23 protein-coding genes are annotated in these 23,016 nt (G+C 64.4%); 7 read left to right on the plus strand and 16 right to left on the minus strand.

The window, feature by feature from the left end; genetic code table 11:
* Positions 1-5 precede the first annotated feature (5 nt).
* Genes secD through tgt form a run of 3 tightly spaced genes read right to left on the minus strand, consistent with a single transcriptional unit; the run spans position 6 to position 3,418 of the window.
* Complete coding sequence (gene secD, locus MIN45_RS10110; RefSeq protein ID WP_286291938.1) at positions 6-1,856, minus strand: protein translocase subunit SecD; 1,851 nt, start codon at positions 1,854-1,856, stop codon at positions 6-8.
* Between the two features lie 17 nt (positions 1,857-1,873).
* Entirely contained in the window at positions 1,874-2,236 is a 363-nt protein-coding gene (yajC, locus tag MIN45_RS10115; protein WP_286291941.1) for a preprotein translocase subunit YajC, read from the minus strand.
* Positions 2,237-2,290: 54 nt separating this feature from the next.
* Positions 2,291-3,418 carry a tRNA guanosine(34) transglycosylase Tgt gene (gene tgt, locus MIN45_RS10120; RefSeq protein ID WP_286291944.1) on the minus strand — a complete coding sequence of 376 codons (1,128 nt, stop codon included), beginning with the start codon at positions 3,416-3,418 and terminating at the stop codon, positions 2,291-2,293.
* 53 nt (positions 3,419-3,471) lie between these two features.
* Here tgt and MIN45_RS10125 point away from each other — a divergent pair, with 53 nt between their 5' ends.
* Both MIN45_RS10125 and MIN45_RS10130 read left to right on the plus strand, forming a co-directional pair.
* Complete coding sequence (locus MIN45_RS10125; protein WP_286291948.1) at positions 3,472-4,719, plus strand: TonB-dependent receptor; 1,248 nt, start codon at positions 3,472-3,474, stop codon at positions 4,717-4,719.
* Positions 4,720-4,727: 8 nt separating this feature from the next.
* Positions 4,728-7,526, plus strand: a complete 2,799-nt coding sequence (locus MIN45_RS10130; RefSeq protein WP_286291950.1) for a bifunctional diguanylate cyclase/phosphodiesterase — start codon at positions 4,728-4,730, stop codon at positions 7,524-7,526.
* Here the strand turns inward: MIN45_RS10130 and MIN45_RS10135 are convergent.
* Positions 7,505-8,140 (minus strand): hypothetical protein, encoded by a 636-nt coding sequence (locus tag MIN45_RS10135; protein ID WP_286291953.1) that lies wholly within the window; start codon positions 8,138-8,140, stop codon positions 7,505-7,507. The genes MIN45_RS10130 and MIN45_RS10135 overlap by 22 nt on opposite strands.
* A gap of 150 nt (positions 8,141-8,290) precedes the next feature.
* Here MIN45_RS10135 and moeA point away from each other — a divergent pair, with 150 nt between their 5' ends.
* Entirely contained in the window at positions 8,291-9,559 is a 1,269-nt protein-coding gene (gene moeA, locus MIN45_RS10140) for a molybdopterin molybdotransferase MoeA (protein WP_286291955.1), read from the plus strand.
* Between the two features lies 1 nt (position 9,560).
* On the opposite strand, the gene MIN45_RS10145 is transcribed toward moeA, so the two are convergent.
* From MIN45_RS10145 to MIN45_RS10200, 12 genes are all read right to left on the minus strand, one after another.
* Entirely contained in the window at positions 9,561-10,409 is an 849-nt protein-coding gene (locus MIN45_RS10145) for a F0F1 ATP synthase subunit gamma (RefSeq protein ID WP_286291957.1), read from the minus strand.
* Positions 10,406-11,869 (minus strand): F0F1 ATP synthase subunit alpha, encoded by a 1,464-nt coding sequence (locus MIN45_RS10150; protein ID WP_286291958.1) that lies wholly within the window; start codon positions 11,867-11,869, stop codon positions 10,406-10,408. Before MIN45_RS10150 ends, MIN45_RS10145 begins: the two co-directional genes overlap by 4 nt.
* Positions 11,856-12,593, minus strand: a complete 738-nt coding sequence (locus tag MIN45_RS10155) for a F0F1 ATP synthase subunit delta (RefSeq protein WP_286291960.1) — start codon at positions 12,591-12,593, stop codon at positions 11,856-11,858. The genes MIN45_RS10150 and MIN45_RS10155 overlap by 14 nt, the downstream gene beginning before the upstream one ends.
* Complete coding sequence (gene atpE, locus MIN45_RS10160) at positions 12,593-12,868, minus strand: ATP synthase F0 subunit C (RefSeq protein WP_286291962.1); 276 nt, start codon at positions 12,866-12,868, stop codon at positions 12,593-12,595. Before atpE ends, MIN45_RS10155 begins: the two co-directional genes overlap by 1 nt.
* Entirely contained in the window at positions 12,865-13,554 is a 690-nt protein-coding gene (locus MIN45_RS10165; RefSeq protein WP_286291963.1) for a F0F1 ATP synthase subunit A, read from the minus strand. Before MIN45_RS10165 ends, atpE begins: the two co-directional genes overlap by 4 nt.
* Positions 13,555-13,839 (minus strand): AtpZ/AtpI family protein, encoded by a 285-nt coding sequence (locus MIN45_RS10170; protein ID WP_286291965.1) that lies wholly within the window; start codon positions 13,837-13,839, stop codon positions 13,555-13,557. It lies immediately after the preceding gene.
* Entirely contained in the window at positions 13,832-14,230 is a 399-nt protein-coding gene (locus MIN45_RS10175) for a F0F1 ATP synthase subunit delta/epsilon (protein ID WP_286291967.1), read from the minus strand. The genes MIN45_RS10170 and MIN45_RS10175 overlap by 8 nt, the downstream gene beginning before the upstream one ends.
* A complete protein-coding gene (gene atpD, locus MIN45_RS10180) occupies positions 14,227-15,594 on the minus strand; it encodes a F0F1 ATP synthase subunit beta (protein ID WP_286291969.1) in 1,368 nt (455 codons plus the stop codon). Before atpD ends, MIN45_RS10175 begins: the two co-directional genes overlap by 4 nt.
* Complete coding sequence (locus tag MIN45_RS10185; RefSeq protein WP_286291971.1) at positions 15,587-17,032, minus strand: cbb3-type cytochrome c oxidase subunit I; 1,446 nt, start codon at positions 17,030-17,032, stop codon at positions 15,587-15,589. The genes atpD and MIN45_RS10185 overlap by 8 nt, the downstream gene beginning before the upstream one ends.
* Positions 17,033-17,632, minus strand: a complete 600-nt coding sequence (locus tag MIN45_RS10190; protein WP_286291972.1) for a c-type cytochrome — start codon at positions 17,630-17,632, stop codon at positions 17,033-17,035.
* A complete protein-coding gene (locus tag MIN45_RS10195) occupies positions 17,629-17,934 on the minus strand; it encodes a hypothetical protein (protein ID WP_286291973.1) in 306 nt (101 codons plus the stop codon). The genes MIN45_RS10190 and MIN45_RS10195 overlap by 4 nt, the downstream gene beginning before the upstream one ends.
* A gap of 151 nt (positions 17,935-18,085) precedes the next feature.
* Positions 18,086-18,751: a class I SAM-dependent methyltransferase gene (locus MIN45_RS10200; protein ID WP_286291974.1), complete on the minus strand. Its 666-nt coding sequence runs from the start codon at positions 18,749-18,751 to the stop codon at positions 18,086-18,088.
* Positions 18,752-18,801: 50 nt separating this feature from the next.
* Here MIN45_RS10200 and MIN45_RS10205 point away from each other — a divergent pair, with 50 nt between their 5' ends.
* Genes MIN45_RS10205 through MIN45_RS10220 form a run of 4 tightly spaced genes read left to right on the plus strand, consistent with a single transcriptional unit; the run spans position 18,802 to position 23,015 of the window.
* Positions 18,802-19,953, plus strand: coding sequence for an efflux RND transporter periplasmic adaptor subunit (locus MIN45_RS10205; RefSeq protein WP_286291975.1), 1,152 nt, complete (start codon positions 18,802-18,804; stop codon positions 19,951-19,953).
* The gene (locus MIN45_RS10210) at positions 19,950-20,624 is read left to right on the plus strand and encodes an ABC transporter ATP-binding protein (RefSeq protein ID WP_286291976.1); all 675 of its coding nucleotides are present in this window, start codon (positions 19,950-19,952) and stop codon (positions 20,622-20,624) included. The genes MIN45_RS10205 and MIN45_RS10210 overlap by 4 nt, the downstream gene beginning before the upstream one ends.
* Positions 20,621-21,826, plus strand: coding sequence for an ABC transporter permease (locus MIN45_RS10215; RefSeq protein ID WP_286291977.1), 1,206 nt, complete (start codon positions 20,621-20,623; stop codon positions 21,824-21,826). Before MIN45_RS10210 ends, MIN45_RS10215 begins: the two co-directional genes overlap by 4 nt.
* Before the next feature lies 1 nt (position 21,827).
* Entirely contained in the window at positions 21,828-23,015 is a 1,188-nt protein-coding gene (locus tag MIN45_RS10220) for an ABC transporter permease (RefSeq protein ID WP_286291978.1), read from the plus strand.
* Position 23,016 lies beyond the last annotated feature (1 nt).

The raw sequence follows: 23,016 nt of genomic DNA on the forward strand, positions 1-23,016 counted from the left end.
CTTCCTCAGATGGCGAGCTTCGCCACGCGGCGACCGCCGTAGATCCAGTTGATGAGCATCCGGGTCACCAGAATGGCGGTGAACATGGAGGTCATGATGCCGATGGACAGGGTCACGGCGAACCCCTTGATCGGCCCGGTACCGAAGCTGAACAGCACCAGGGCGGCGATCAGGGTGGTGATGTTGGCGTCGAAAATGGTGGCGAAAGCCTTTTCGTAACCGGAATAGATGCTCGCCTGGGGACTGTTGCCGCCTCGCAGTTCCTCCTTGATGCGCTCGAAGATGAGGACGTTGGCGTCCACCGCCATCCCTACCGTCAGGACGATCCCGGTGATCCCAGGCATGGTCAGGGTCGCCTGCAGTAACGACAGGATGGCGATCAGCAGCACCAGATTGAAGAACAGGGCCACATCGGCCACCAGCCCGAACAGCTTGTAGTACCAGGCCATGAACGCCAGCACCAGGGTGAAGCCGACGATCACCGACAGGAAGCCGCGCTCGATGTTGTCCTTGCCCAGGCTCGGCCCCACGGTGCGCTCCTCGACGATGTCGATCGGCGCCGCCAGCGCGCCGGCGCGCAGCAGCAGGGCCAGATTGCGGGCTTCCTCGGTGCTGTCGAGCCCGGTGATCTGGAAACGCTTGCTGAAGCGGCCGCGGATGGTGGCGATATTGATCACCTCCTCGACCCGCTTGCGTACCTTGACGGTCTTGCCGTCGACCTTTTTGGTCTCGACCCGGTTCTCGATGAACACCACCGCCATCGGCTTGCCGATGTTCTCCCGCGTCACCTTGGCCATGCGCTTGGCGCCGACGCTGTCGAGGGTCACGAACACCGCCGGCGTCCCCGACTGCTGGTCGAAACCGGAGGAGGCGTCGACGATCTGATCCCCGGTGACGATCACCTGGCGCTTGAGCAACACCGGCCGGCCGTCACGGGTCCGGTACAGTTTGGCGCCGATGGGCGGATGCCCCTGGAGGGCCGCCTCCACGTCGTGCTCGGTATCCACCAGGCGGAATTCCAGGGTCGCGGTGGCACCGAGGATCTCCTTGGCCCGGGTGGTGTCCTGCACCCCCGGCAGCTGGACCACGATGCGATTCTCGCCCTGCTGCTGAATCACCGGCTCGGCGACGCCCAGTTCGTTGACGCGGTTGCGCAGGGTGGTCAGATTCTGCTTGAGGGCGAACTGACGGATTTCCTTCTCTTCCGCCTGGGAGAGTTGCGCCGTCAATTGCAATGCTTCTGCGTCGGGCTTGATCACCAGCTGACGGAAATTCTTTTCCAGCACCGCTTGCGCCCGGTCCAGATCCTCGCGGGAGCGGAACTTGAGGGCGACAGCCCGCCCCTCGCGCCGCACGCCCAGATAGCGGATCTTGTTCTCCCGCAGGGTGGCACGGATGTCGCTCTGGTAGCGCTCCAGGGCCTGGTCGATGGCCGCATCCATGTCCACTTCCAGGAGGAAATGCACCCCGCCGCGCAAATCCAGCCCCAGGTACATGGGCTTGGCCCCGAGGGCCTGGAGCCAGCCGGGGGTCGAGGGGGCCAGATTGAGGGCGACCACGTAATCGTCACCAAGCCGCTCGCGCAACAGGTCCGCGGCCTTGAGCTGGGCGTCCGTGTTTGGGAAACGGATCAGCAGCCGGCCTTCCTGGCGCTCGATGGTTTTGAGTGGAATTTGCGCCTCCCGCAGAATCTTTCCGACCCGGACCACCAGGCTTTCATCCACGGCCGCGCCCCGCTGCGGGGAAATCTGCACCGCCGGATCCTCACCGAAAAGGTTCGGCAGGGCATAGATGAGGCCGATCAACAAGACCAGAACGATAAGAACGTTCTTCCAGAGCGGGAAGCGGTTTTGCATGACAGTCCCTTTTCGGCTTACGAGGTTTTTTCCGCTTTGGCGATCTTTTTCCTCACCGCCTTGAAGGTGCCTTTGGGCAGCACGCTGGCGATGGCGTTGCGCTGGATCTGGATGTGAATCCCGTCACCCACCTCGAGGACGACGAAGTTTTCGTCCAGGTCCACGACCCGCCCGAGGATGCCGCCGTTGGTCACCACTTCGGTGCCCTTGCCGATGGACTGGACCATCTTCTTGTGTTCCTTGGCGCGGCGCTGCTGGGGAAAGATGAACAGAAAGTAGAAAAAGGCGAAGATCGCCAGCGGCAGCAACAGGCCGGCCATGCCCGGCTCCTGAGCCTGGGGCGCCGCCTGGGCGAAGGCATCGGAAATGAACAGTCCCATAAGCATTGGTTGATCCTGAATTGGTTGACTCGGCCAGACTCGCGAAGCTCGCCATTATGCCACAACCCCGGCGATTTTACCGCGTTGACGATAGAAGTCGGCGACGAAAGCCTCCAGCGACCCGGCTTCGATCGCAGCCCGAAGTCCGGCCATCAATTCCTGGTAGTAATGCAGGTTGTGAATCGTATTGAGGCGGGCGCCGAGGATTTCCCCGCAGCGGTCGAGATGATGCAGATAGGCACGACTGTAATGACGGCAAGTGTAACAGCCGCAGCCTTCGTCCAGGGGGGCGGTGTCCTTGCGGTAACGAGCGTTTCTGATCCTGACCACGCCGAAGCGGGTGAACAGATGGCCGTTCCTGGCATTTCGGGTCGGCAGCACGCAGTCGAACATGTCGATGCCGCGGCGCACGCTTTCGACGATATCCTCGGGCTTGCCCACCCCCATCAGGTAGCGGGGGCGGTCGGCCGGCAGACGCGGGGCCAGGAAATCGAGGATCCGGTAGCGGTCTTCCTTCGGTTCCCCGACCGACAGGCCGCCGATGGCGTAACCGTCGAAACCCAGCGCTTTGAGCCCCTCGAGGGAGCGCTGGCGCAGTTCCTCGTACATCCCGCCCTGAACGATGCCGAACAGCCAGGCCGGATTGTCGCCATGGGCCTGTTTGCTGCGCTCGGCCCAGCGCAGCGACAGTTCCATGGACGCGCGCGCCTGTTCAAATGTCGCCGGATACGGGGTACACTCGTCGAAAATCATCACGATATCGGAACCCAGCGCCCGTTGCACCGCCATCGACTCCTCCGGACCCATGAAGATCGCATCGCCGTTGATCGGGGAACGGAAATGGACGCCGGCCTCGGTGATCTTGCGCAGCCTGCCGAGGCTGAAGACCTGGAAACCGCCGGAATCGGTGAGGATGGGGCCAAGCCAATGCATGAAATCGTGTAGACCGCCGTGGGCGCGGATGACCTCCACCCCGGGACGCAACATGAGATGGAAGGTATTGCCGAGGAGGATCTGGGCCCCGCTCGCCGCCACCTCCCCCGGCGTCATCGCCTTGACCGTGCCGTAAGTCCCGACGGGCATGAACGCGGGTGTTTGCACTTCCCCGCGCGCCAGGCGCAAGACGCCTCTTCTGGCCAGTCCATCGGTGGTAAAAAGTCGAAAGTGTGGTTCTGAGCGCATCGTTCCTGTTCCGAAAACTTCTACAATAAAACAAACTGCAACAAGATAACGACATGGGCGGCTTTTTCTTTATTGGTCGCGATCCCGCCAGGGAAATTTTGTGGCTGGCCATCATCTGGACACTGGGACTGTTGCCGGCCGAGGCGCTGGAATGGGACGATTGGCAGGAACGGATCAACCTTCACGGTTTTGCCTCCCAAGGGTACACCTGGACTTCGGCGAACAATCTTTACGGCCACAGTGAAAACGGCAGCCCGAACTTCACCGAGATCGGACTGAACCTCCGCCTCGATCCAATGCCGTGGATGAGCGTCGCCGCCCAAGGCATCTACCGCCATGCCGGCAAGGTGGAAAACCAGGTCCAGCTCGATTACGGCTTCCTCGAGCTCAGACCTTACACCGACACCCGGCTGCGCCTGATCCTGCGGGGCGGGCGCGTCAAAAACCCTTTCGGGCTCTACAACGAAACCCGTGACGTCGCCTTCACCCGCCCTTCCATCCTCCTGCCCCAGAGCGTCTACCTCGACCGTTCCCGCAGTCTGTATCTGTCATCGGACGGCGGGCAGCTGGAAGTCGATTATACGTGGGGAAGCCACGAATTCAGCTTCCGCTTCAACACCGGCCTTTACCGGGACGAATTCAAAGAGGTCGAAGCCAATATCTTCGGTTTCAATCCCCCCGGCGACATCTCTGCCAACCGGCCGCTGTTTCTGGGCCAGCTGCGTTACGAATACAACACCGGCCAACTCATTCTTGCCGTCAGCCACGCCGATGTCGAGCTGGAATACCGCAGTGCCCTGCCCGACGATCCGGTCGCACTTTTCCTGGCAAACACCCCTTTCAAAACCGGGCGGCTCCACTCCCGGCCACTGCTGTTCTCACTCCAGCTCAACGGCGAACGCTGGTCCCTGACCGGAGAATATATGTTCCAGTTCCAGCAAGTCCGTCATTTCGGCCCAGGCTTCGACCACGATTTCACCTCCGCAGGCTGGTACGTGCAGGGCCGCTATCACATTCTGCCCAACGTTCAGATCCTGGGCCGCTACGATGTCTTCTATCTGAACCGCTCGGACCACGATGGCAGCGATCTGGGCCTCGAACCGCTGCGTCCGCGCCACGCCGCTTTCGCCAAGGACTGGACCGGCGGCCTCCGCTGGGACATCACGCCTCACTGGATGGTTGCCGCCGAGTACCACTACGTCAATGGCACCGCCTGGCTGCCATTCCAGGACAATCCGCAACCGCCCGACACCCAACGCCACTGGCACCTGGTGATGGGGCTGGTTTCCTTCCGGTTTTGAGCCTGCCCATGAACGACTGCCATCAGAATTCGCCGTTCACCAGCCTGAAATGGCGCATCGCCCTGACCACTGCGGCGGTATTGTTTCTGATCCACGGGCTGTTTTCCGGCTTCGCCATCTACTCGCTGCAACAGCAGTTCCGCCTCCAGCGCCAGGAAGCGCTGCACCAGCACCGGCTCATCCTGGATCATCTCACGGAGCAATCGTACCAGTTGCTGCAACAGATCGCAGAGAGCATCGCCCTGGTGGCGGAGAACCGTCCGGCTGCCACCGACACCATCGCCGACACTATCGACAACTACTGGACCACCTATCAGCTGACCTGGGGAATCGAGGCCGTGCATTACTTCGATTCCGAGGGCTGTCTCCTCCGAGCCTGGGGAACGAAACACGAACCACCCTATCCCTTGGAGGAAATCGAGCCGGTGCTTGCGAGCGAACGTCCCCAGTTATTCTTCCACTGCGCCCGGACCTGTCTGCAGTACGCCGCAGTGCCGATCATCGGCCCGGACGAGACCACCCGGGTCCTGGTCATCGGCAGAAGTCTGGCGAATCTGATCCTCGATTTCCACCGCCTGACCCGCTCCCACATCGCCATCCTGGAACAGCACAGCGATGCGCCCCCCCGTATCGTGGCCGTCACCCAACCGGACCGCAACATGGCCCGCCTGCAGCGCCTGCCCCTCGACACCTTGCAGAAAACAGCGGAGGAGGAAACCCTTGTCGATCTGGAAAACGCCACCCTGGCACTGCACCTCGTCCACCCCGACACCGGCCGGCAACTTGCGTTTCTTATCCTCGACGACATCACCGAGACCTTGTCGGCACAGCGAAGGAGTCTGACCAACTATCTGCTCGGCACCGTATTGAGCCTGCTGGCCGGCATCACGATCGTGAGCCTGCTCCTGCGCCGCCCCCTGGCCCGGCTGGAAAAGGCCACTGCGACCCTTCCTCTGCTGGCCGAAGGCCGCCACGAAGAAATTCAACGACAGCTGACGCAAAACGATCTCCCCCACCGGGACGAGATCGCCATCCTCGAGGCCAATATCCTCCAAGCTTCGGCCCGGCTCGCATCACTCCAGCAACAGGTGGACGAGCGGACCCGGTCGCTGGTCCAGCAAACCCGCACCCTGCAACAGGAACGCAACTTCGTTCAGGGGCTGCTCGACACCGCCCCCCTCATCATTCTTACCCAGGACCAAAACGGCAGTATCATCACCGTTAACCGGTTCGCCAGGCGGTTTCTGGCAGGATGCCGGCTCCAGGCGGCCTCTTTCGACCGGCTGTTCCTGCGTCAGGAGTACGAACGCCTCCAGTACCTTCCCCTGCTGGCACAGCTGCGGAAAGGAGAAATCGCACGTGCCCACTTCGACACCCAGTTGCCCCGGCAGGAACAGACCCATCACATCACCTGGTTCCACACCCGTCTGGGAGATTCAGGCAGCGAAACGCCGCTCATCCTCTCCATCGGTCTGGACATCACCGAGCGCAAAAACGCTGAACGCCGCCTCTCCTGGCTCGCCGATCACGACCCATTGACCCATCTCAACAACCGCCGGGCGTTCCAGAGCAAGCTGGCGGCACTGCTCGACCGTGCTACCTTGGAAAGAAAGCCGTTCGCACTGCTCTACTTCGATCTCGATCAGTTCAAATATGTCAACGACACTTGCGGCCACAAGACCGGCGACGCATTGCTGCAGATCATCGCCAACAAGCTGCGGGAGGTCACCCGCAGCGAGGACATCCTGGCCCGCCTGGGCGGCGACGAATTCGCCCTGGTGGTCTACGACAGCAACCGGGACACCGCGGTACACATCGCCGAAAAGGTCTTCAGCGCTCTCCAGGCGGTTGACTGCCAGATCAACGGCCAGCCTTTCAAGGTGACCGTCAGCATCGGCATCGCTCTGTTTCCGGAACACGGCCGGACCCTCCAGGACCTGCTCGCCAACGCCGACCTGGCCATGTACCAGGCCAAAGAGGCGGGACGCAGCCGGATCCACGTCTATACGCCAGATACCGAATTCCACAAGCGCATCCAGCAGCAGCTCTATTGGAAGGATCAGATCGAGCAGGCGCTCGAGGAAGACCGCTTCGTGCTCTATTTTCAGCCCATTCTCGACATCCGCCGGGGTACGGTCTCCCACTATGAAACGCTGCTGCGCATGATTGACCCCGATGGACAGGTGCTGGCGCCGGGCTTGTTCATTCCCATGGCGGAGCAACTCGGGCTGATCCAGCGGCTCGACCGCATGGTGGTGGACATGGCCCTGGACGTGCACCGGCGCTTGCTGGCCGAGGGAAATCCTTTGACCCTGAGCGTCAATCTTTCCGGTCACTCCATGGCCGACGAAGCTCTGCAAAGCCATCTCCAGGAATGCCTGAGCGCCAACGGGGTCGATGCCAACCGCCTGATTTTCGAGATCACCGAAACCGCGGCGGTTTCCAACTTCGCTTCCGCCCAGCGTCTGATCAAAAAGATCAAAGACCTGGGCTGCCACTTCGCCCTGGACGATTTCGGCGTCGGCTTTTCCTCCTTCTACTATCTCATGCACCTGCCGGTGGACTACGTCAAGATAGACGGCTCCTTCGTCAAGAACCTAGAGAACAACCTGGAGGACCAGACCCTGGTCAGCGCCTTGGCCGACATCGCCAAACGCCTGGGGAAAAAGACAGTCGCCGAATTCGTCGAAAACGAGGCGATTCTCGAATATCTGCGGGAAATCGGCGTGGACTACGCCCAGGGGTACCACATCGGCCGCCCGGCACCCACGATCACCGCCCTGCCTCAATCCTCCGCAGGGCGTTGATAGTCCGGCAGGTCCACTTCCACGCGGAAATACTTCGCCTCCTTGCCCGTCAGGGAAGGCACCGCCTGGTTGTAGGAGCGCACCTCGCCACGCTCGAGGACGTCCAGAGTCGGCAGGCCGGTCTCGTCGACGCCGATCGTCGAGCTCGCCACCTGAATGCCGCTGCGGTCGAAGAAAATGATCCGGACGATGGGATGCACGGCGGTCAGGCCGCTGTTCTTCAGGGTCAGCTTGTACTCGTAACGGTAGTCACCGGGCTTGCCGGTCTGGGTGAAGAGGATGTTGCGCACGTAATCCTTGTCTATCGGGATGATCTTGTCGAACTCCAGCGGATGAAGCCCCGGCAGACGGCCCCGGACCAACGCATCCAGCTGTTGTTGCAGCGCGGTCACCTGAGGATGTAGCAGTGCCAGTTCCTGGGCCTGCTTTCGCTGCAGCACCGTGGTCTGATAAAGTTCCTTGGCCGTCATGCTGAGTTTGATAGACACTCCCAACAGCAGTAGAAAGGTCAACAGCCACGCCGTGATCAGGATATAGACCGTACGCGCGCGGAAACGACGGCCGTGATAGCCGTTGTGGTTGCGCCGCCGGGACGAGCGCGGGGGAGCCGGCATTGAATCAGTTCCTCGGTTCATCGTTCGAAATTTTTAGCAAAAACCCTGCCATGCCTTATGGAACGACGATTTTCACCCGGTTTTTTCCTGCCGGACCGCCCCAAGTGTAAAATTTTCTGACACTCAAATTCCCCTTGTCGATACCTGACCATGACCCATTCCATCCCCCAGCCCAACTGCGTCGATTCCCCTGCTGCCGGCGCCCTGACTGTCGAGGCCGCCGGCCAGCGCATCTTGGAGGCGACGACCGCCATCGCCGGAGAGGCGTGCATCCCCCTCCACCACGGCCTGCACCGCATTCTCGCCACCGCGGTGACCGCCCCCCTCGACGTGCCCGCCCATACCAACGCGGCGGTGGACGGATTCGCTTTGCGGGGCGCGGACCTGCCGGACGAGGAAAACAGCCGTTTGCCGATCGTCGGCACTGCCCTGGCCGGCCACCCCTGGCCGCATCCGCTCGCGCCGGGCCAGGCCGTCCGCATCATGACCGGCGCCCCTTTGCCTGCTGGCGCCGATACCGTGCTGATGCAGGAACAGGTGACAGAGATGGCAGGATACCTGGTCATCCCCCCGGGACACAAGCCGGGGGAGAACGTGCGCCTAGCGGGCGAGGACCTCCGCCGCGGCGAGACGGTGCTGGAAGCGGGCCGCTATCTGCTGCCGCCGGATCTGGGCCTGATCGCCTCCCTGGGGCGGCTGGAAGTGACCGTCAAACGGCGGTTGCGGGTGGCGCTGGTTTCCACCGGCGACGAGATCCTGCCCCAGGGCGCTCCCCACGCGCCCGGCAAGCTCTACGACAGCAACCGCTTCTCCCTGCGCGGCGCCCTGCAGGCACGGCTCGGCGTCGAGCTGCTCGACGGCGGCATCGTCCCGGATGAGGAAGCCCGCCTCGAACGCCGTTTCCGCACCCTGGCCGATAAGTGCGATGTGATCATCGCTTCCGGCGGCGTCTCCGTAGGTAGCGCCGATTACACCAAAAGCGTGCTGGCGCGCCTCGGCGGCATCGAATTCTGGAAGGTGGCGATCAAACCCGGCCGCCCCTTGGCCTTCGGCCATATCGGCGACTGCCTTTTCTTCGGCCTGCCGGGCAATCCGGTAGCGGTGCTGGTGACCTTCTACCGCTTCGTCCTGCCGGCCCTGTTCAAACGGGCCGGGGCCCGGGAGATACCGATGATCCCCACCTTCCCGGCCAGGGTGAGAGAGCGGCTGCATAAGAAACCGGGGCGGACCGAATTCCAGCGCGGCATCCTGGAACGCGACTCGCAAGGCCGGTGGCAGGTGCGGACTACCGGCAGGCAGGGATCCGGTATCCTCAGCTCCATGAGCTGCGCCGATTGCTTCATCGTCCTGGAACACGACCGCGGCCCGGTGCGACCCGGTGAATGGGTCGAAGTGCTGCCCTTCGCCGCGTTGATGTAGCTTAGACATTCTCCAGCTCGGCCGCCACCGCTTGGACGCTGAGGAGGATCTGCTCGATCTCTTCGGTAATCTCCTCCTGACGCAGGCGACCCAGGCGGACCTTCAGCTGCTCGTGCTGATCGTCGAGGCGCCGCAAGGCGCCCTCCAGGTGCTGAATACGGCGCTGATGCTCGGTCAAAAGGGCACTGTAGAACAGCGCATGGAGGACGGCGAAGAGATACTGGTCGGTCAGGGCGGTGACGAATTCCTCGGGTGCCAGGTACAGAAACGGCGGACCCTGAATCTGCGGCGGGGGCGGCGGCAGGTTCTGGAACGGTGGCAGCAGCGCGGTGGTCTTCCATTCGTGGCCCAGGATGTAAAGGGCGCTGACTTGCACCGGCCCGAACCTGCCCTCCAGCTCGTCCAGGGTGGTGACCACCTGCTGCAGAATCCGTGGCACTTCCTCGGCAATCTCGGCGCCCGGCAGCACCGCCGCGACCCGGGGATCGGCCTCCAGGCGTTCGGCCAGTCTGGCACCGATCACCAGCAACCGCGGGCGGCAGCCCAGACGACGGCAGTAGGCTTCCAGCAGCGCCAGCAACTGTTCGTTGTAATCGCCGCAAAAGCCGCGTTCCGAGCCGAGCAGCAACAACAGCACCGCTTCTCCCGCCGGCCGTGGCTGCAGCTCCGGATAACCGTGGAAGAAATCGGCCGCCGCCCGTTCCACGGTGGCCACCGCCTGATTCTGGGCATCGATGAAACGAGCCAGCTTGCGGGTCTCCATGTAGGAGAGGTTCTTCATCGCCGCGCAGATGCCGCGGATCTCCTCCAAGACGTGGAGATGGGTTTCCACATCACGGCGTTTGCTCATGCCAGCCACCGTTTGAGATGGGCCAGCCACACCTCGCGGGAATCGTCCAGTCCCAACCCGGATTCACGCACCCGGGTTTCCAGCCGCGCCAGCCTGTCCGGTATATCGGCGGGCTGCAAAGCGTCGAACAGCCCTTCATTGAAGGCGATCAGCCAGGCAAGCTGGAATTCGATCGGCAAGGGGTGAAGACGGTCCTGCTTGAGAATCTCGCGCAGAATCCGCCCGCGGCGGAGTTTCCAGGCCATGCTTTCCTCCAGCTTGGCACCGAAACGGGTGAACACCTCCAGTTCCAGAAACTGGAGATAATCCAGCTTCATCCGCCCGGCTTCCTCCTTGATGCGAGGATGCTGGGCCTTGCCACCGATGCGCGACACCGAACGGCCGATGTCGATGGCGGGACGGAAGCCGGAGGCCGCAAGATGGGGGTCGAGATAAATCTGGCCGTCGGTGATGGAGATCAGATTGGTGGGAATGTAGGCGGCGATATCCCCCTGCTGAGTCTCGACGATGGGCAGGCAGGTCATACTGCCGCCACCGTGGTCGGCCGCCAGGCGGGTGGAGCGCTCCAGCAGCCGCGAATGCAGATAGAAGATGTCCCCGGGATAGGCTTCTCGCCCCGGGGGGCGGCGCAGCAGCAGCGACAGCTCCCGGTAGGTATAGGCGTGGGTGCTGAGATCGTCGTAGACCACGAGGGTGTCGCGGCCACGGCGCATCCAGCATTCAGCAATGGCGCAGCCGGCCATGGGAGCCAGATATTTCAGCCCTGGCAGAGCGAAAGCCTCCCCCACCACCACCGTGGTGTAGTCCATGGCGCCGTACCGGCGCAGCGTGTCGATGGTGGACACCACCGCCGAACGCTTCTGGCCGACGAGCACATAGACGCACAGGACGTTCTGCCCCCGTTGATGGATCACGGCATCGATCGCCAGGGAACTACGCCCGGTGCCCTCGTCGCCGATGATGAGCTGGCGCTGGCCGCGGCCGATGGGGATCAGGCAATCGACGATCTTGCAGCCGGTATAGAGTGGCGTCTGCACGAAGTCGCGCTCGATGATCGGCGGCGAAGGTCCGTCCAGGGGGAAGCGCTGGGTGCAGGCAGGCGCCTCACCACCGTCCAGGGGCTTGCCCAGGGGGTCGACCACCCGCCCGATAAGGGCATCCCCCACTGGAATGCTGAGGAGGCGGCCGCTGCGGTGGACCACGGTCCCGGCGGTCAGCGTGTCGGTCGCCTCCAGCAGGATCGCCCCCAGATGGCGCTCCCCGAGGGCGAACACCACCCCGATGCTGCCATCCTCGAAGTCCAGCAGGTCGTCCATCGCCGCCGACGGCAGCCCTTCGATCCAGGCGATGCCGTCCCCCACCGACAAGACCCGCCCCTGTTCCTGGATCCGGGGCTGGAAACGATAATCCTGTAGGCGCTGCCGCAGCGCTTGCAGCAACGGGCGCTCAGCCGTGGCCATGGCCGAAGAACCCCAGTTCGTCGTGCAGATTGGCGCGGATCACGTAAGCACCCACATCGATCCGCACCCCGGCGATCAGATCGGGATCAACACTGAAACCCATTTCGGTCTGGGACTGCAAAATCCAGGAAAGGACCTGATTGAGCTTTTGGATCTCGGCATCGGTCAACGGCCAGGCGCTCACCCCCTGGATAGGCTCAGTTACGGAAGCGGCACTGCGGATGCGGGCCTGTTCCTCCGCTGGCAGCTTCTCCAGATCCTCCAGCAACAAGGCCACCAGACGGTGGTGCAGATGTTCGTCGGCCAGGCGTTCCAGAAGACGGGCCGCGAAGGCGGCCCCCAACTGCAGTGCCTGTTCCTCGGCATGGCGGCGCCATTCGCGCTTTTCCTGCTCCCAGACCGCCTCGGCCTTGCGCCGCTGTTCGTCCAACTCCTGCTCCAACGCCTGCAGCCGACGCCGGCGCTCGGCTTCCAGCTCCTGACGCAACTGTTCCCAGGCCCGCTTCTTCTCCGCCTCCCAGTCCGCCAGTCGGTTCTCGTAACGCCGTTTCAGCGCCTCGGCCTCCTGACGCCGTTTTTCGGCCTCGGCCAAACGGGCCTCGACCTCCCGGCGGCGGCGCGCCACCATGGCCTTGACAGGACGGTACAGGAAACGCTTCAACAGCCAGACCAGAACCAGGAAATTGACGATTTCCAGGAAAAACGTGGTCCAGTTAATGCCCATCAGCCGCCCTGCAGCACGTATTCCAGCAGCGGGTTGCGGAACAGAATGATGAGGATGATCACCAGGCAGTAGATGGCCAGAGATTCGATCATCGCCAGGCCGATGAACAGGGTGCGCATGAGGATCCTTTCCGCCTCGGGCTGCCGCGCCAGAGCGTCGAGGGCCTGGGCGATGGCCCGCCCCATGCCGATCCCCGGCCCCAAGACGCCGATGCCGATGCCGAGGGCCGCCGCCACGGTGGAGCCGAGGACGATCCAGCTGATGTCGTGTGTCATTGCGATTCTCCTTTCTGTAACGCCTTGGCCTCATGAGCCTGAATGCCGCCGGCGATGTACACCAGTGCCAGCATACCGAAGATGTAAGCCTGCACCAACGCCTCCACCACGTGCAGCATCAACACCGGCACCGGCACCAGGAAACCAGCCAGCATCAGCACGATCAGCGCCACCAAGTCCAGACTCATCATGTTGCCGAACAGGCGTACCGCCAGAGCCACGGTGCGGGTGATCTCACTCACCAGATGGAACGGCAGCAGGAACGGGAAAGGCTGCAGGTAATGGCGCAGATAGCCCAGTCCCTGAGTGCGGATGCCGAACCAGTGCACCGATAGGAACACCAGCAGCGCCAGGGCCGAGGTGATGGACAGATCGCGTGTGGGAGACTGCAGCCCGGGAATCAGTCCGATCAGATTGGCCGCCAGCAGGAACCACCACAACCCCATGATGAACGGCGCGACCTGTTCCACATACCGCGGCACCAGATCGCGCACTGCGTCCTCCATCGCCAGCACCGCCGCCTCCACCGCAGTCTGCAACGGCCCCGGATGCAGCCGCAGATGCCGACTCAGCCACCAGCCGGCCAGCCATAGAACCAAAGTCAGGGCCACCGAGGTCACCAAGGTATCGGTGAACTGCAACGGCCCCAATCGCCATAAGACCTGCGGGAAGATCTCCCCTTCCACTCAACCCCCCCGGAACAGCAGCCAGACGTTGACGATGCCGATGGCCAGCCCCACCAGGATCAGGCTCAGGGTCCACTGGATCGAATAGCCCGGCATCAGGCTGTCGAGCCAGCGCCCCAGATAGGCCCCGGCCACCGCCGGCAACACCAACACCAAGCCGGCGGTTCCCAGGTAGGCGAGCTGGGCCAGGAGACGGTGTTCCTCCTCGGCGGCTCGGCGCAGATTGCGCACCTGGCGGCGAACGATCTCGGGCCACCTTTCCAACTTGTGGCGCCGTTCAGGCACGGCGGCGGCCCAGCTGCCACAGCCGTTTGAACATCCCTTCTTCCATCTTGCGCAGGCTTTCGCGGATCTCCATGAGCTGCACCTCTTCCTCCCGGAGCCGGCGTTCCAGTACGTCGGCGATACGTTCTGGATCAGGATCGTGCACATAGCGTCGGGTGCTCAGATACAGGGTATCGCGCACGAAATACAACACCGCCCCCGGCAAGGCCAGATACTCCCAGGCACTGTCGGTGCGAAAGCGCGCCAAACCGAATTCCAGCACTGTCATCATGCGAATGTGACCGGGCCAGAGGGTGAAGCTGCCGCTGGCGTCGCGTCCTTGGAACGAATGCACCCCTGCGATGGTTTCGGTACGGGTGGCGTCCTGCAACTGCAGCGTGATGGCACTCATGCCGTCATCACCCCCTTCATGTAACAAGCCTCTTCGGGCAAGTCGTCGTACTTGCCGGCCAGAAAGTCTTCGCAGTCCCTGAGGGTCTGCTCCAGTGGAACCGACACCCCGGCGATGCCGGTGTAATGGGCGGTGACGTGAAACGGCTGGGTCAGGTAGCGCTGCAGGCGGCGGGCGCGGTGGACGATGCGGCGGTCCACGGGTGACAGCTCCTCCAGTCCCAACATGGCGATGACGTCCTGGAGTTCGGCGTAGCGGGCCAGGTGCTCGCGCACCGCCTCGGCCACGGTGTAATGGCGATCGCCGAGGAAATGGCGGTCCATCAGCTTGCTGCCGGAACGGAGGGGATCGACGGCCGGATACAGCCCCTGGGCGGCGATGGCCCGCGACAGGATCACCGTGGTGTCCAGGTGGCTGAGGATGGCGCTCACCGCCGGATCGGTCATGTCGTCGGCGGGGACGTACACCGCCTGTACCGAGGTCACCGCCCCTTTGCGGGTGGAGATGATGCGTTCCTCGATCTCCGCCACCTCGGTGGCCAGGGTGGGCTGGTAGCCGACGGTGGCCGGCAGCCGGCCCAGCAGGCTGGAGACCTCGCTGCCGGCCTGGACGAAGCGAAAGATGTTGTCCACCAGGAACAACACCTCACGCTTCAGGGTATCGCGCAGGTATTCGGCGTAGGTCAGTGCAGTCAGACCGACACGGAAGCGCACCCCCGGGGACTCGTCCATCTGGCCGAACACCAACAGCGATTTTTCCATCACCCCGGCGGCTTGCAACTCCTTCCACAGTTCGTGGCCCTCGCGGATACGCTCCCCCACCCCGGCGAATACCGACACCCCCTGGTACAGGGAGATGATGGCGTGCATGAATTCCATGATCAACACCGTCTTGCCAACCCCGGCACCGCCGAACAGGCCGGTCTTGCCGCCGCGGACGAAGGGACAGAGCAGGTCGATGACCTTGATGCCGGTTTCGAGGATGCCGCTCACCCCCACCGCTTCGCTCAGGGCCGCCGGCCTGACGTGAACATTGCGGTACGCGTCGGTCTCAAGGGGCGCTCCGCCGTCCAGGGGCTCACCGAAAACGTTGAGAAGACGCCCGAGGCAGTCGGGGCTGACCGGTACGTGCAGCGGAGCGCCGGTGTCGTATACCGCCATTCCCCGACTCAGGCCGGAAGTGCGGTGCAGGGTGACGGCGCGCACCCGACGTGCGTCGAGATGCTGATGGACCTCGAACACGTAGGTTTCGTGGTCCAAAGAAGCGCACAGCGCCTGGCGCAGCGGCGGCAGGCGCTGGCAGTCGATCACCACCACCGGGCCGTGGACTTCGGTGATGGTACCGATGAGAGTCGGATCACCCATGCACCAACGCCGGTTCCAGTTCCTCCGCAGGACGGGTCTCGTATTTGCCGATGACCAGAAGATCCCACACCAGTAGCACGAAGCCGGCGATCGTCACCCAGCCGAACACCATACGCCAGACCATCGACTCCACGAACCAGGGATGGGTCTGGGCGGCGAAGTAAGCACCCCAGGTGGAACCGCCCTGGGCCCGTTCGATGAAGGACTGCTCGTAGCCACCGATCAACAGGGCGACGGTCATCCCTATCACCCCCAGGCTCAGCAGCCCCAGGGCCCATTTCCAGCGCCAGCCGCCTACCAGGTTGGCTCCCATCCAGACGTTGCCGCGCCAGCGCTGCACCGCGAGATAAAAGAAGGCGATGTTGATGGTGGCGTAAGCGCCGAAGAAAGCCAGATGGCCGTGGGACGGGGTCCATTGGGTGCCGTGGGTGAACAGGTTGATCTGTGGCAAGGTGTGCATGAAACCCCACACCCCGGCCCCCAGAAAGTTGCCGAAGGCATGGGCGATCACCCAGGCCAGGGCCGGGTGGTTGCGGTTCCTGAGGTGATGGACCCCGGCGTCATAGATGGAATGGACCACCATCGCCACCAGGGGAATCGGCTCCAGGGCGGAGAAGAAACCGCCGATGGCGAGCCAGTATTCCGGCGCGCCGGTCCAGAAATAGTGATGTCCCAAACCCAGGATGCCGGAGCCGAACATCAGCGCCACCTCGATGTAGAGCCAAGTCTCGACGATCTTGCGCCGCACCCCCAGAAGGTGCATCAGGGCCCAAGCCATGATGCAGCCCACCAGCACCTCCCAGGTGGCCTCCACCCACAGGTGCACCACCCACCACCACCAGTACTGGTCGATGCTGATGTTGGTGACGTAGAACATCCCTGCCAGGTACAGCCCGGCCAGGGCCACCAGATCCAGGGTCAGCACCCCGGCGATGCCGGACCACCTGCCTCGCATGAAGGTGGCGGCGACGTTGTAGAAGAAGATCCCCATCACCACCACGATGCCGATGTCGGCCCAGCGCGGCGCCTCGATGTACTCCCGCCCTTCGTTGATGAACCAACGAGTGAAATCGTCTCCGGGACCTGTCTGCACCAGCAGATACACCGCCACCACCACGGCCACCGCCGCCGTCAAGAGCCAGAAACCGAGATTGCCCAGCTTCAGGCCGACGATCTCCCGACCGCTCTCCTCCTCCAGGAACCAGTACACCGAGCCGATGAAGCCATACAGCATCCACACGATCATGGCGTTGATGTGGACCATGCGGTTGACGTTGAAGTCGAGCACTCCGTGGAGGAAATCCGGATGCAGGTACTGAACACCCGCCAGCATTCCGAATACCAGTTGGGCGAAAAACAGGATCACCGCCACGCTGAAATACTTGACCGCCAGTTTCTGGCCACCGTTGAGATAGCCGCTGTCCAATGCCCTGACCATTTATCCACCCTCCGCGGTTCTGAAGTTGTAGGGAAAGCCGTTGGTGTCGATGGCCGACATCCACTTGAGGAAGGCGATGATGCCCTCGGCCTCCTTTTCGGTGATGCCGAGATTGGGCATCTTACGTCCGCTGCCGTACGTACGGGCGTTACCCTCCGGATCCATCAGAAACAGCTTCATCAGCATGGGGCGCGCATTCTCCGGACCCCAGGCCGGATCGAGCCAAGCCTTGGTGAGATCCGGGGCGTAATAGGCGCCGTTGCCCAGCAGGGTGTGGCAGTTCATGCAGTTCCTGGCCTGAATGGTTTTCTTGCCCAGAGTCACCAACTTCTCTGCTTCCTCCACCGACAACCGTTTGCCGAACAGTGGCGCCTCCCCACCGATCACCGGCACGAAGTGATGTTTTTTGCTGTCGTAGCGATAATCGATATGTCGGTTGATAACGGTATAATTAGGCACCCGCCGGCTACCGGCCTGAATTTTGGCCATGGTGTCGAAGGTCAGGCCGATCAGCACCAGAAACGAGCCCGCCGTCACCCAGATGGCGGTTTTCTTCCAAAAGCTGGTGGATGCCCACCAGGGCGTCGATGATGTCGTCATTGCTCCCCCTCCGCATGAGTCGCCACACACAGGCGCCAGATCACCACCGGCGCCACCCCGTAACCCAAAAGCAGCAAAATCACCAGCATCCGCCAGTAGTCGGTCAAATTGGCCAGCCGCGCCAGGATCAGCACCGCCGCCGCCAGCACCCCGTAAGCCAGCCAGGCCCCCCGAAGCAGGCCCCGTTTCCGGTACAGCCGGGCAAAGGCGTAGAACAGCGCGTAACACAGCGCCGCCACGATCACCACTGCGGCGGTGAAGAAGAACAGAAAAAAATGCTCCAGGGCGACCGGTTCGATCATCGGTTTCACTACCTATATTCAGGATCAGAATAAGAGATGCAGGTCTGCCGGCTGGAGGGCGTACCCGGCCTGGATAGCCAGGTATCGAGCGCCCAGGGACGGACTCACAGCGTCCCGGAAGCCGACCGACCCGTATCTCACTGTGTTCATTCTATCCCCGCCGCGTCCCGGAGACTTTGACCTGGACGAAAACCTGGGTCAACCACGAAACCGTTTTGGCCTCGAAACGCTTTTCCCACTCCCGTTCGAGAAAAAGCCGTTCCACTACGGCCGGATCGTGCAGATAGGTGCGAAAGTCGCTCCCCAGCCAGGCCAGCAGGCGGTTGAGGCCGCCGTGAAGCAGCCGGTTGAGCCGATGACGGCGGGGATAGGTCAGGGCCACGGCCCGCTCCGCCTTGGCGATGGCCTGGCGCAGCAGGGCGGTGGCGTCGGGATAGCAACAGATGACCTTGTCGAGCAGAACGATGTCGGCCGCTTCGATGCGGTCGGCCAGATCCAGGAAATCCCCGCCCAGATAACGGACCCGCCGCTCGAGCCTGTAGGTCCTGGCCAGCGCCTCGGCCTCGGCCAGCATGCGCGGCGACAGATCCACCCCCACCGCAGAAGCGGCACCGTGACGCAACAGCCACTGGTGCAGCCAGCCGACACCGCAGCCGATCTCGAGCAAACGGGCATCCTGATAGCCGAACTTAGCCAAGCCTACAACCAACTGGCGCTGGGTTCGCTCCAATCCCAGCCAGCGGTAACGCTGGCGGTACCAGAACGCCAAGCGGGAGAAGACCGCGGCGGCGGCCTGGTCATGGGCGCAACAGAACACGATTCCCCGGCAACATCGCAATCGATCAGCGCTTAGATTACCATGAAGCGATGACAGCGAGATCCCGCCGTTTCGCCATCCTGGTTTTCGGCTTGGCGCTTTTCCTGCTGGCCCTCTGGTACGGTCGCCGCCCCCAGCCGATCCCGGTGCGGGTCTATCGGGTGGCTTCAGGGCTGGTGGAGGAAACCGTCGCCAACACCCGGGTCGGTAGCGTCAAGGCCTGCCGCCGCAGCCAACTGTCCCCCAACCTTGGGGGCCAGATCGCCGAGCTTCATGTCCGCAAAGGGGACCGGGTCAAAGCCGGACAACTGCTGTTGCGGCTGTGGAACCGGGATCTCCAGGCCAATCTGCAGTTGGCCTTAGCCCAATGGCAATCGACCCAGGCCACCGCGGCCGCCACCTGTCTCGAGGCCCAGCGGGCTCGGCGGGACGCCGACCGCCTACGCCGGCTTGGTAAGCGCAACCTGGCGCCGGAACAAACGGTGGAACAGGCCATCTTCCAGGCCCGCAGCCAGACCCAGCAGTGCCGCGCCGCCCGCGCTACCGTCAAAGTCAAACAGGCTCAGGTGGCGGCGGCCCGGGCGCAATTGGAAAAGACCGAACTGCGCGCCCCCTTCGCCGGGGTGGTGGCGGAGATTCACGGTGAGGTGGGAGAATACCTGACTCCCTCCCCACCCGGCGTCGCCACCCCTCCGGCCATCGACCTGATCGCCACCGGCTGTTTCTACATCGCCGCCCCCATCGACGAGATCGATTCCGGCCGCCTGCGCCCGGGGCTGGAGACCCGCATTCACATCGACGCCTTCGGCGAGCGCCGTTTTCCCGGGCGGCTGCGGCGGATCGCTCCATACGTGCTGGCGGTGGAGAAGCAGGCCCGCACCGTGGAGGTGGAGGCGGACTTCCTCCATCCGGAGGACGCCGCCCTGCAGCGGCCCGGCTACAGCGCCGATGTGGAGATCGTGCTGGCCCGCCGCGACGGCGTGCTCCGCATTCCCACCGAGGCGGTGATGGAGGGCGGGAAGGTGCTGGTGCTGGATCCGGACAGCGGCAGGCTGGTGCAACGGGAGGTGACCATCGGCCTGAGCAACTGGGACTGGAGCGAGGTCCGCAGCGGCCTGGAAGCCGGGGACCAGGTGGTGCTGTCCCTGGACCGCGAGGGGGTCGAGCCCGGCGCCTATGCCGTCGCCGAGGAGCGGCAGTGATCGAACTCGAGGACGTCTGGCGCATCTATCAGGTGGGCGGTCAGCCGGTGTACGCCCTGCGCGGGATCGACCTCAAGGTCGAGGCCGGGGAGTACCTCAGCGTCATGGGGCCTTCCGGTTCCGGCAAAAGCACCCTGCTCCACATTCTCGGCCTGCTCGACCGGCCCAGCCGCGGCAGCTATCGCCTCGACGGCATCGAAACCACCCGGCTGGACGAGGAGTCCCGCGCCAGACTGCGCCAGCAGCGGATCGGCTTCGTGTTCCAGGTATTTCATCTGATTCCCCGCCTGACGGCGCGGGAGAACATCGAGCTGCCGCTGATGCTGGCCGGCATCGCCCCGGCCGCAAGGCGGCGGCGGGTGCAACGGCTGCTCCAAACCTTCGCCCTGGAAGACCGGGCCCTACACCTGCCCTCAGAGCTTTCCGGAGGCCAGCGCCAACGGGTGGCCATCGCCCGGGCCGTGGCCATGGAACCGGACCTCATTCTGGCCGACGAGCCTACCGGCAATCTCGACCGCAAAACCGGGCTGGAGGTCATGGAAGTCCTGGAGGCGCTCAACCGCCGGGGCCTGACGCTGATCCTGGTCACCCACGACCTAGAACTGGGGCGGCTGGCTCCGCGGCGGCTGGAAATGCGCGACGGAGCGATCGTCCGGGAGACCCGGGGATGAGGGCCGCCGACCGCTTCCGCTTCGCCCTGGGGGCCCTTGCCGCTTACCCGGTACGCACCGGGCTCACCCTGCTGGCGATGGCGGTGGCCACCGCCGCGGTCGTCGTCCTCACTGGCCTAGGGGACAGCGCCCGCCGTTACGTGGTGGATCAGTTCGCCGGTCTCGGCACCCACCTGCTGATCGTCCTTCCCGGCCGCAACGAGACCCGCGGCGGGCCGCCGCCCCTGCTGGGAGAGGTGCCCCGCGACCTGACGCTGGACGATGCCCTGGCGCTGCAGCGCAGCCGGGCGGTGGCGCGCGTCGCCCCCGTGGTCGTCGGCCAGGCGCCGGTGGCCCACGGGGGACGCCTGCGCGATGCCAACATCATCGGCACCACGGCCGAATTCGCCGTGGTCCGCAACCTGAAACTGGCCGCCGGCCGCTTTCTTCCCGCCGAAGACCCCCACCGCGGCCGACCGGTGGCCGTGCTGGGGCGGACCCTGAAACGGGCGCTGTTCGGCAGCACCCCGGCCCTGGGACGCTGGATCCGCATCGGCGACCGCCGCTTCCGGGTCATCGGCCTGCTGGAAAGCACCGGCCACGCCTTCGGCCAGGAACTGGACGAGATCGCCATCGTCCCGGTGGCCTCGGCCCAGAAGCTGTTCAACACCGCCGGGCTGTTCCGGGTCGTGGTCCAGTCCCGCAGCCGCAAGGCCATCGCCACCGCCAAAAGAGACATAGAGGCCATCCTCGCCGCCCGCCACGAGGGCGAACGGGACGTCACCGTCCTCACCCAGGACGCCCTGCTGGCCGCCTTCGACCGCATCCTCCGCAGCCTGACCCTGGCGGTGGCCGGCATCGCCGCCATTTCCCTGGCGGTGGCCGGTATCCTGATCATGAACGTGATGCTGGTGGCGGTCAGCCAGCGCACCCCGGAGATCGGCCTGCTACGGGCCCTGGGGGCCTCCACCGCCGAAGTGACGCGCCTGTTCCTCACCGAGGCCCTGGGGCTGGCCCTGCTCGGCGCCCTCCTGGGGCTGCTCCTGGCCTTTCTGGGCCTCGCACTCCTGAACCACCTCTGGCCCGGCATCGGTTTCCGTCCCGCCCCCTGGTCGCTGCCGGTCGCGGCCGGCGTCGCGCTGGTCACCGGAAGCGTGTTCGGCCTGCTGCCGGCGCGCAGGGCGGCGCGGCTGGACCCGGTCGCCGCCCTCCAGCCCCGCTGACATGCGCCCGGCCGACTACCTCCGCCTGATTCTCGGCACCCTGCGGGCCTATGGAAGCCGCAGTCTGCTCACCCTCAGCGGCATCGCCATCGGCATCGCCGCGGTGATACTGCTGACCGCCATCGGCGGCGGGGTGCAGCGCTTCGTCCTGGCGCAGTTCACCCAGTTCGGCACCCACCTGATCGCCGTCACCCCCGGCAAGAGCCAGACCTTCGGCCTGTCCGGGGCGCTGATCGGCACCGTCCGCCCCCTGACGGTGGAAGATGCCGAGGCGCTGCGCCGCCTGCCCCTGATCGAGGGGGTGGTGCCGATGGTGATGGGCAACGTGGAGGTAGAGGCCGCAGGCCGGAGCCGGCGCACCACCCTGTTCGGCGTCGGTCCCGACCTGCCCAGGGTGTGGCGCCTGCCGGTGGCCGCCGGGCGTTTCTTCCCGCCCGGCAACCGTCCCCTGGCGGCCCTGGGGGCCACGGTGCGGCGGGCGTTGTTCGGCGGCCGCCCGGCGCTGGGCAGGCGGCTGCGCATCGGCGGCGAAAGCTACCGCATCACCGCGGTCATGCAGCCCAAGGGCAAGATGCTGGGCTTCGATCTCGACGACGCCGTCTATGTGCCGGTGCGCCGGGCCCTGGCCCTGTTCGACCGCGAGGGACTGATGGAGATCGACCTCCTCTACCGCAGCGACGCCGACGTCCACCGGGTGGTGGAACGGGTGCGGCGCCTGCTGATTCAACGCCACGGCCGCGAGGACTTCACCCTCATCACCCAGGACCAGATGCTCGAGACTCTCGGCTCGGTGCTGGAGGTCCTGACCTTGGCGGTGGCTGCCCTGGGCGGGGTTTCCCTGCTCGTGGGCGGCATCGGCATTCTCACCCTGCAGACAGTGGCGGTGGCGGAGCGCCGGGCCGAGATCGGCCTGCTGCGGGCCCTGGGGGCGAGGCAGCGGCAGGTGCTGCTGCTGTTCCTGGGGGAAGCCCTGGCCTTGGCGCTGGCCGGCGCCCTCCTGGGACTGCTGGCCGGCTTGGCGGGCGCCGGGCTGATCGCCTGGCAGGTGGCGGAAATTCCGGCGCGGATCGACTGGCGCTATGCCCTGGCCGCCCTGGGGCTGGCCGGAAGCGTCGGGGTAGCCGCCGGCACGATCCCGGCCTGGCAGGCGACCCGGGTCGATCCGGTCACCAGCCTGCGGGGGGAGTGAA

This window comes from Methylomarinovum tepidoasis (assembly GCF_030294985.1).
GTDB classification, from domain to species: domain Bacteria; phylum Pseudomonadota; class Gammaproteobacteria; order Methylococcales; family Methylothermaceae; genus Methylohalobius; species Methylohalobius tepidoasis.

What these genes read in the sequence shown, in the direction of transcription:
- MIN45_RS10175 (WP_286291967.1), bottom strand. Translation starts at nt 14,230, where the DNA reads ATGAGTGCCATCACGCTGCAGTTGCAGGACGCCACCCGTACCGAAACC.
- MIN45_RS10135 (WP_286291953.1), bottom strand. Translation starts at nt 8,140, where the DNA reads ATGCCGGCTCCCCCGCGCTCGTCCCGGCGGCGCAACCACAACGGCTAT.
- MIN45_RS10185 (WP_286291971.1), bottom strand. Translation starts at nt 17,032, where the DNA reads ATGGTCAGGGCATTGGACAGCGGCTATCTCAACGGTGGCCAGAAACTG.
- atpE (WP_286291962.1), bottom strand. Translation starts at nt 12,868, where the DNA reads ATGACACACGACATCAGCTGGATCGTCCTCGGCTCCACCGTGGCGGCG.
- MIN45_RS10190 (WP_286291972.1), bottom strand. Translation starts at nt 17,632, where the DNA reads ATGACGACATCATCGACGCCCTGGTGGGCATCCACCAGCTTTTGGAAG.
- MIN45_RS10155 (WP_286291960.1), bottom strand. Translation starts at nt 12,593, where the DNA reads ATGGGCATTAACTGGACCACGTTTTTCCTGGAAATCGTCAATTTCCTG.
- MIN45_RS10150 (WP_286291958.1), bottom strand. Translation starts at nt 11,869, where the DNA reads ATGGCCACGGCTGAGCGCCCGTTGCTGCAAGCGCTGCGGCAGCGCCTA.
- atpD (WP_286291969.1), bottom strand. Translation starts at nt 15,594, where the DNA reads ATGGGTGATCCGACTCTCATCGGTACCATCACCGAAGTCCACGGCCCG.
- MIN45_RS10215 (WP_286291977.1), top strand. Translation starts at nt 20,621, where the DNA reads ATGAGGGCCGCCGACCGCTTCCGCTTCGCCCTGGGGGCCCTTGCCGCT.
- yajC (WP_286291941.1), bottom strand. Translation starts at nt 2,236, where the DNA reads ATGGGACTGTTCATTTCCGATGCCTTCGCCCAGGCGGCGCCCCAGGCT.
- MIN45_RS10220 (WP_286291978.1), top strand. Translation starts at nt 21,828, where the DNA reads ATGCGCCCGGCCGACTACCTCCGCCTGATTCTCGGCACCCTGCGGGCC.
- MIN45_RS10205 (WP_286291975.1), top strand. Translation starts at nt 18,802, where the DNA reads ATGACAGCGAGATCCCGCCGTTTCGCCATCCTGGTTTTCGGCTTGGCG.
- MIN45_RS10145 (WP_286291957.1), bottom strand. Translation starts at nt 10,409, where the DNA reads ATGAGCAAACGCCGTGATGTGGAAACCCATCTCCACGTCTTGGAGGAG.
- MIN45_RS10130 (WP_286291950.1), top strand. Translation starts at nt 4,728, where the DNA reads ATGAACGACTGCCATCAGAATTCGCCGTTCACCAGCCTGAAATGGCGC.
- secD (WP_286291938.1), bottom strand. Translation starts at nt 1,856, where the DNA reads ATGCAAAACCGCTTCCCGCTCTGGAAGAACGTTCTTATCGTTCTGGTC.
- MIN45_RS10195 (WP_286291973.1), bottom strand. Translation starts at nt 17,934, where the DNA reads ATGATCGAACCGGTCGCCCTGGAGCATTTTTTTCTGTTCTTCTTCACC.
- tgt (WP_286291944.1), bottom strand. Translation starts at nt 3,418, where the DNA reads ATGCGCTCAGAACCACACTTTCGACTTTTTACCACCGATGGACTGGCC.
- MIN45_RS10125 (WP_286291948.1), top strand. Translation starts at nt 3,472, where the DNA reads ATGGGCGGCTTTTTCTTTATTGGTCGCGATCCCGCCAGGGAAATTTTG.
- moeA (WP_286291955.1), top strand. Translation starts at nt 8,291, where the DNA reads ATGACCCATTCCATCCCCCAGCCCAACTGCGTCGATTCCCCTGCTGCC.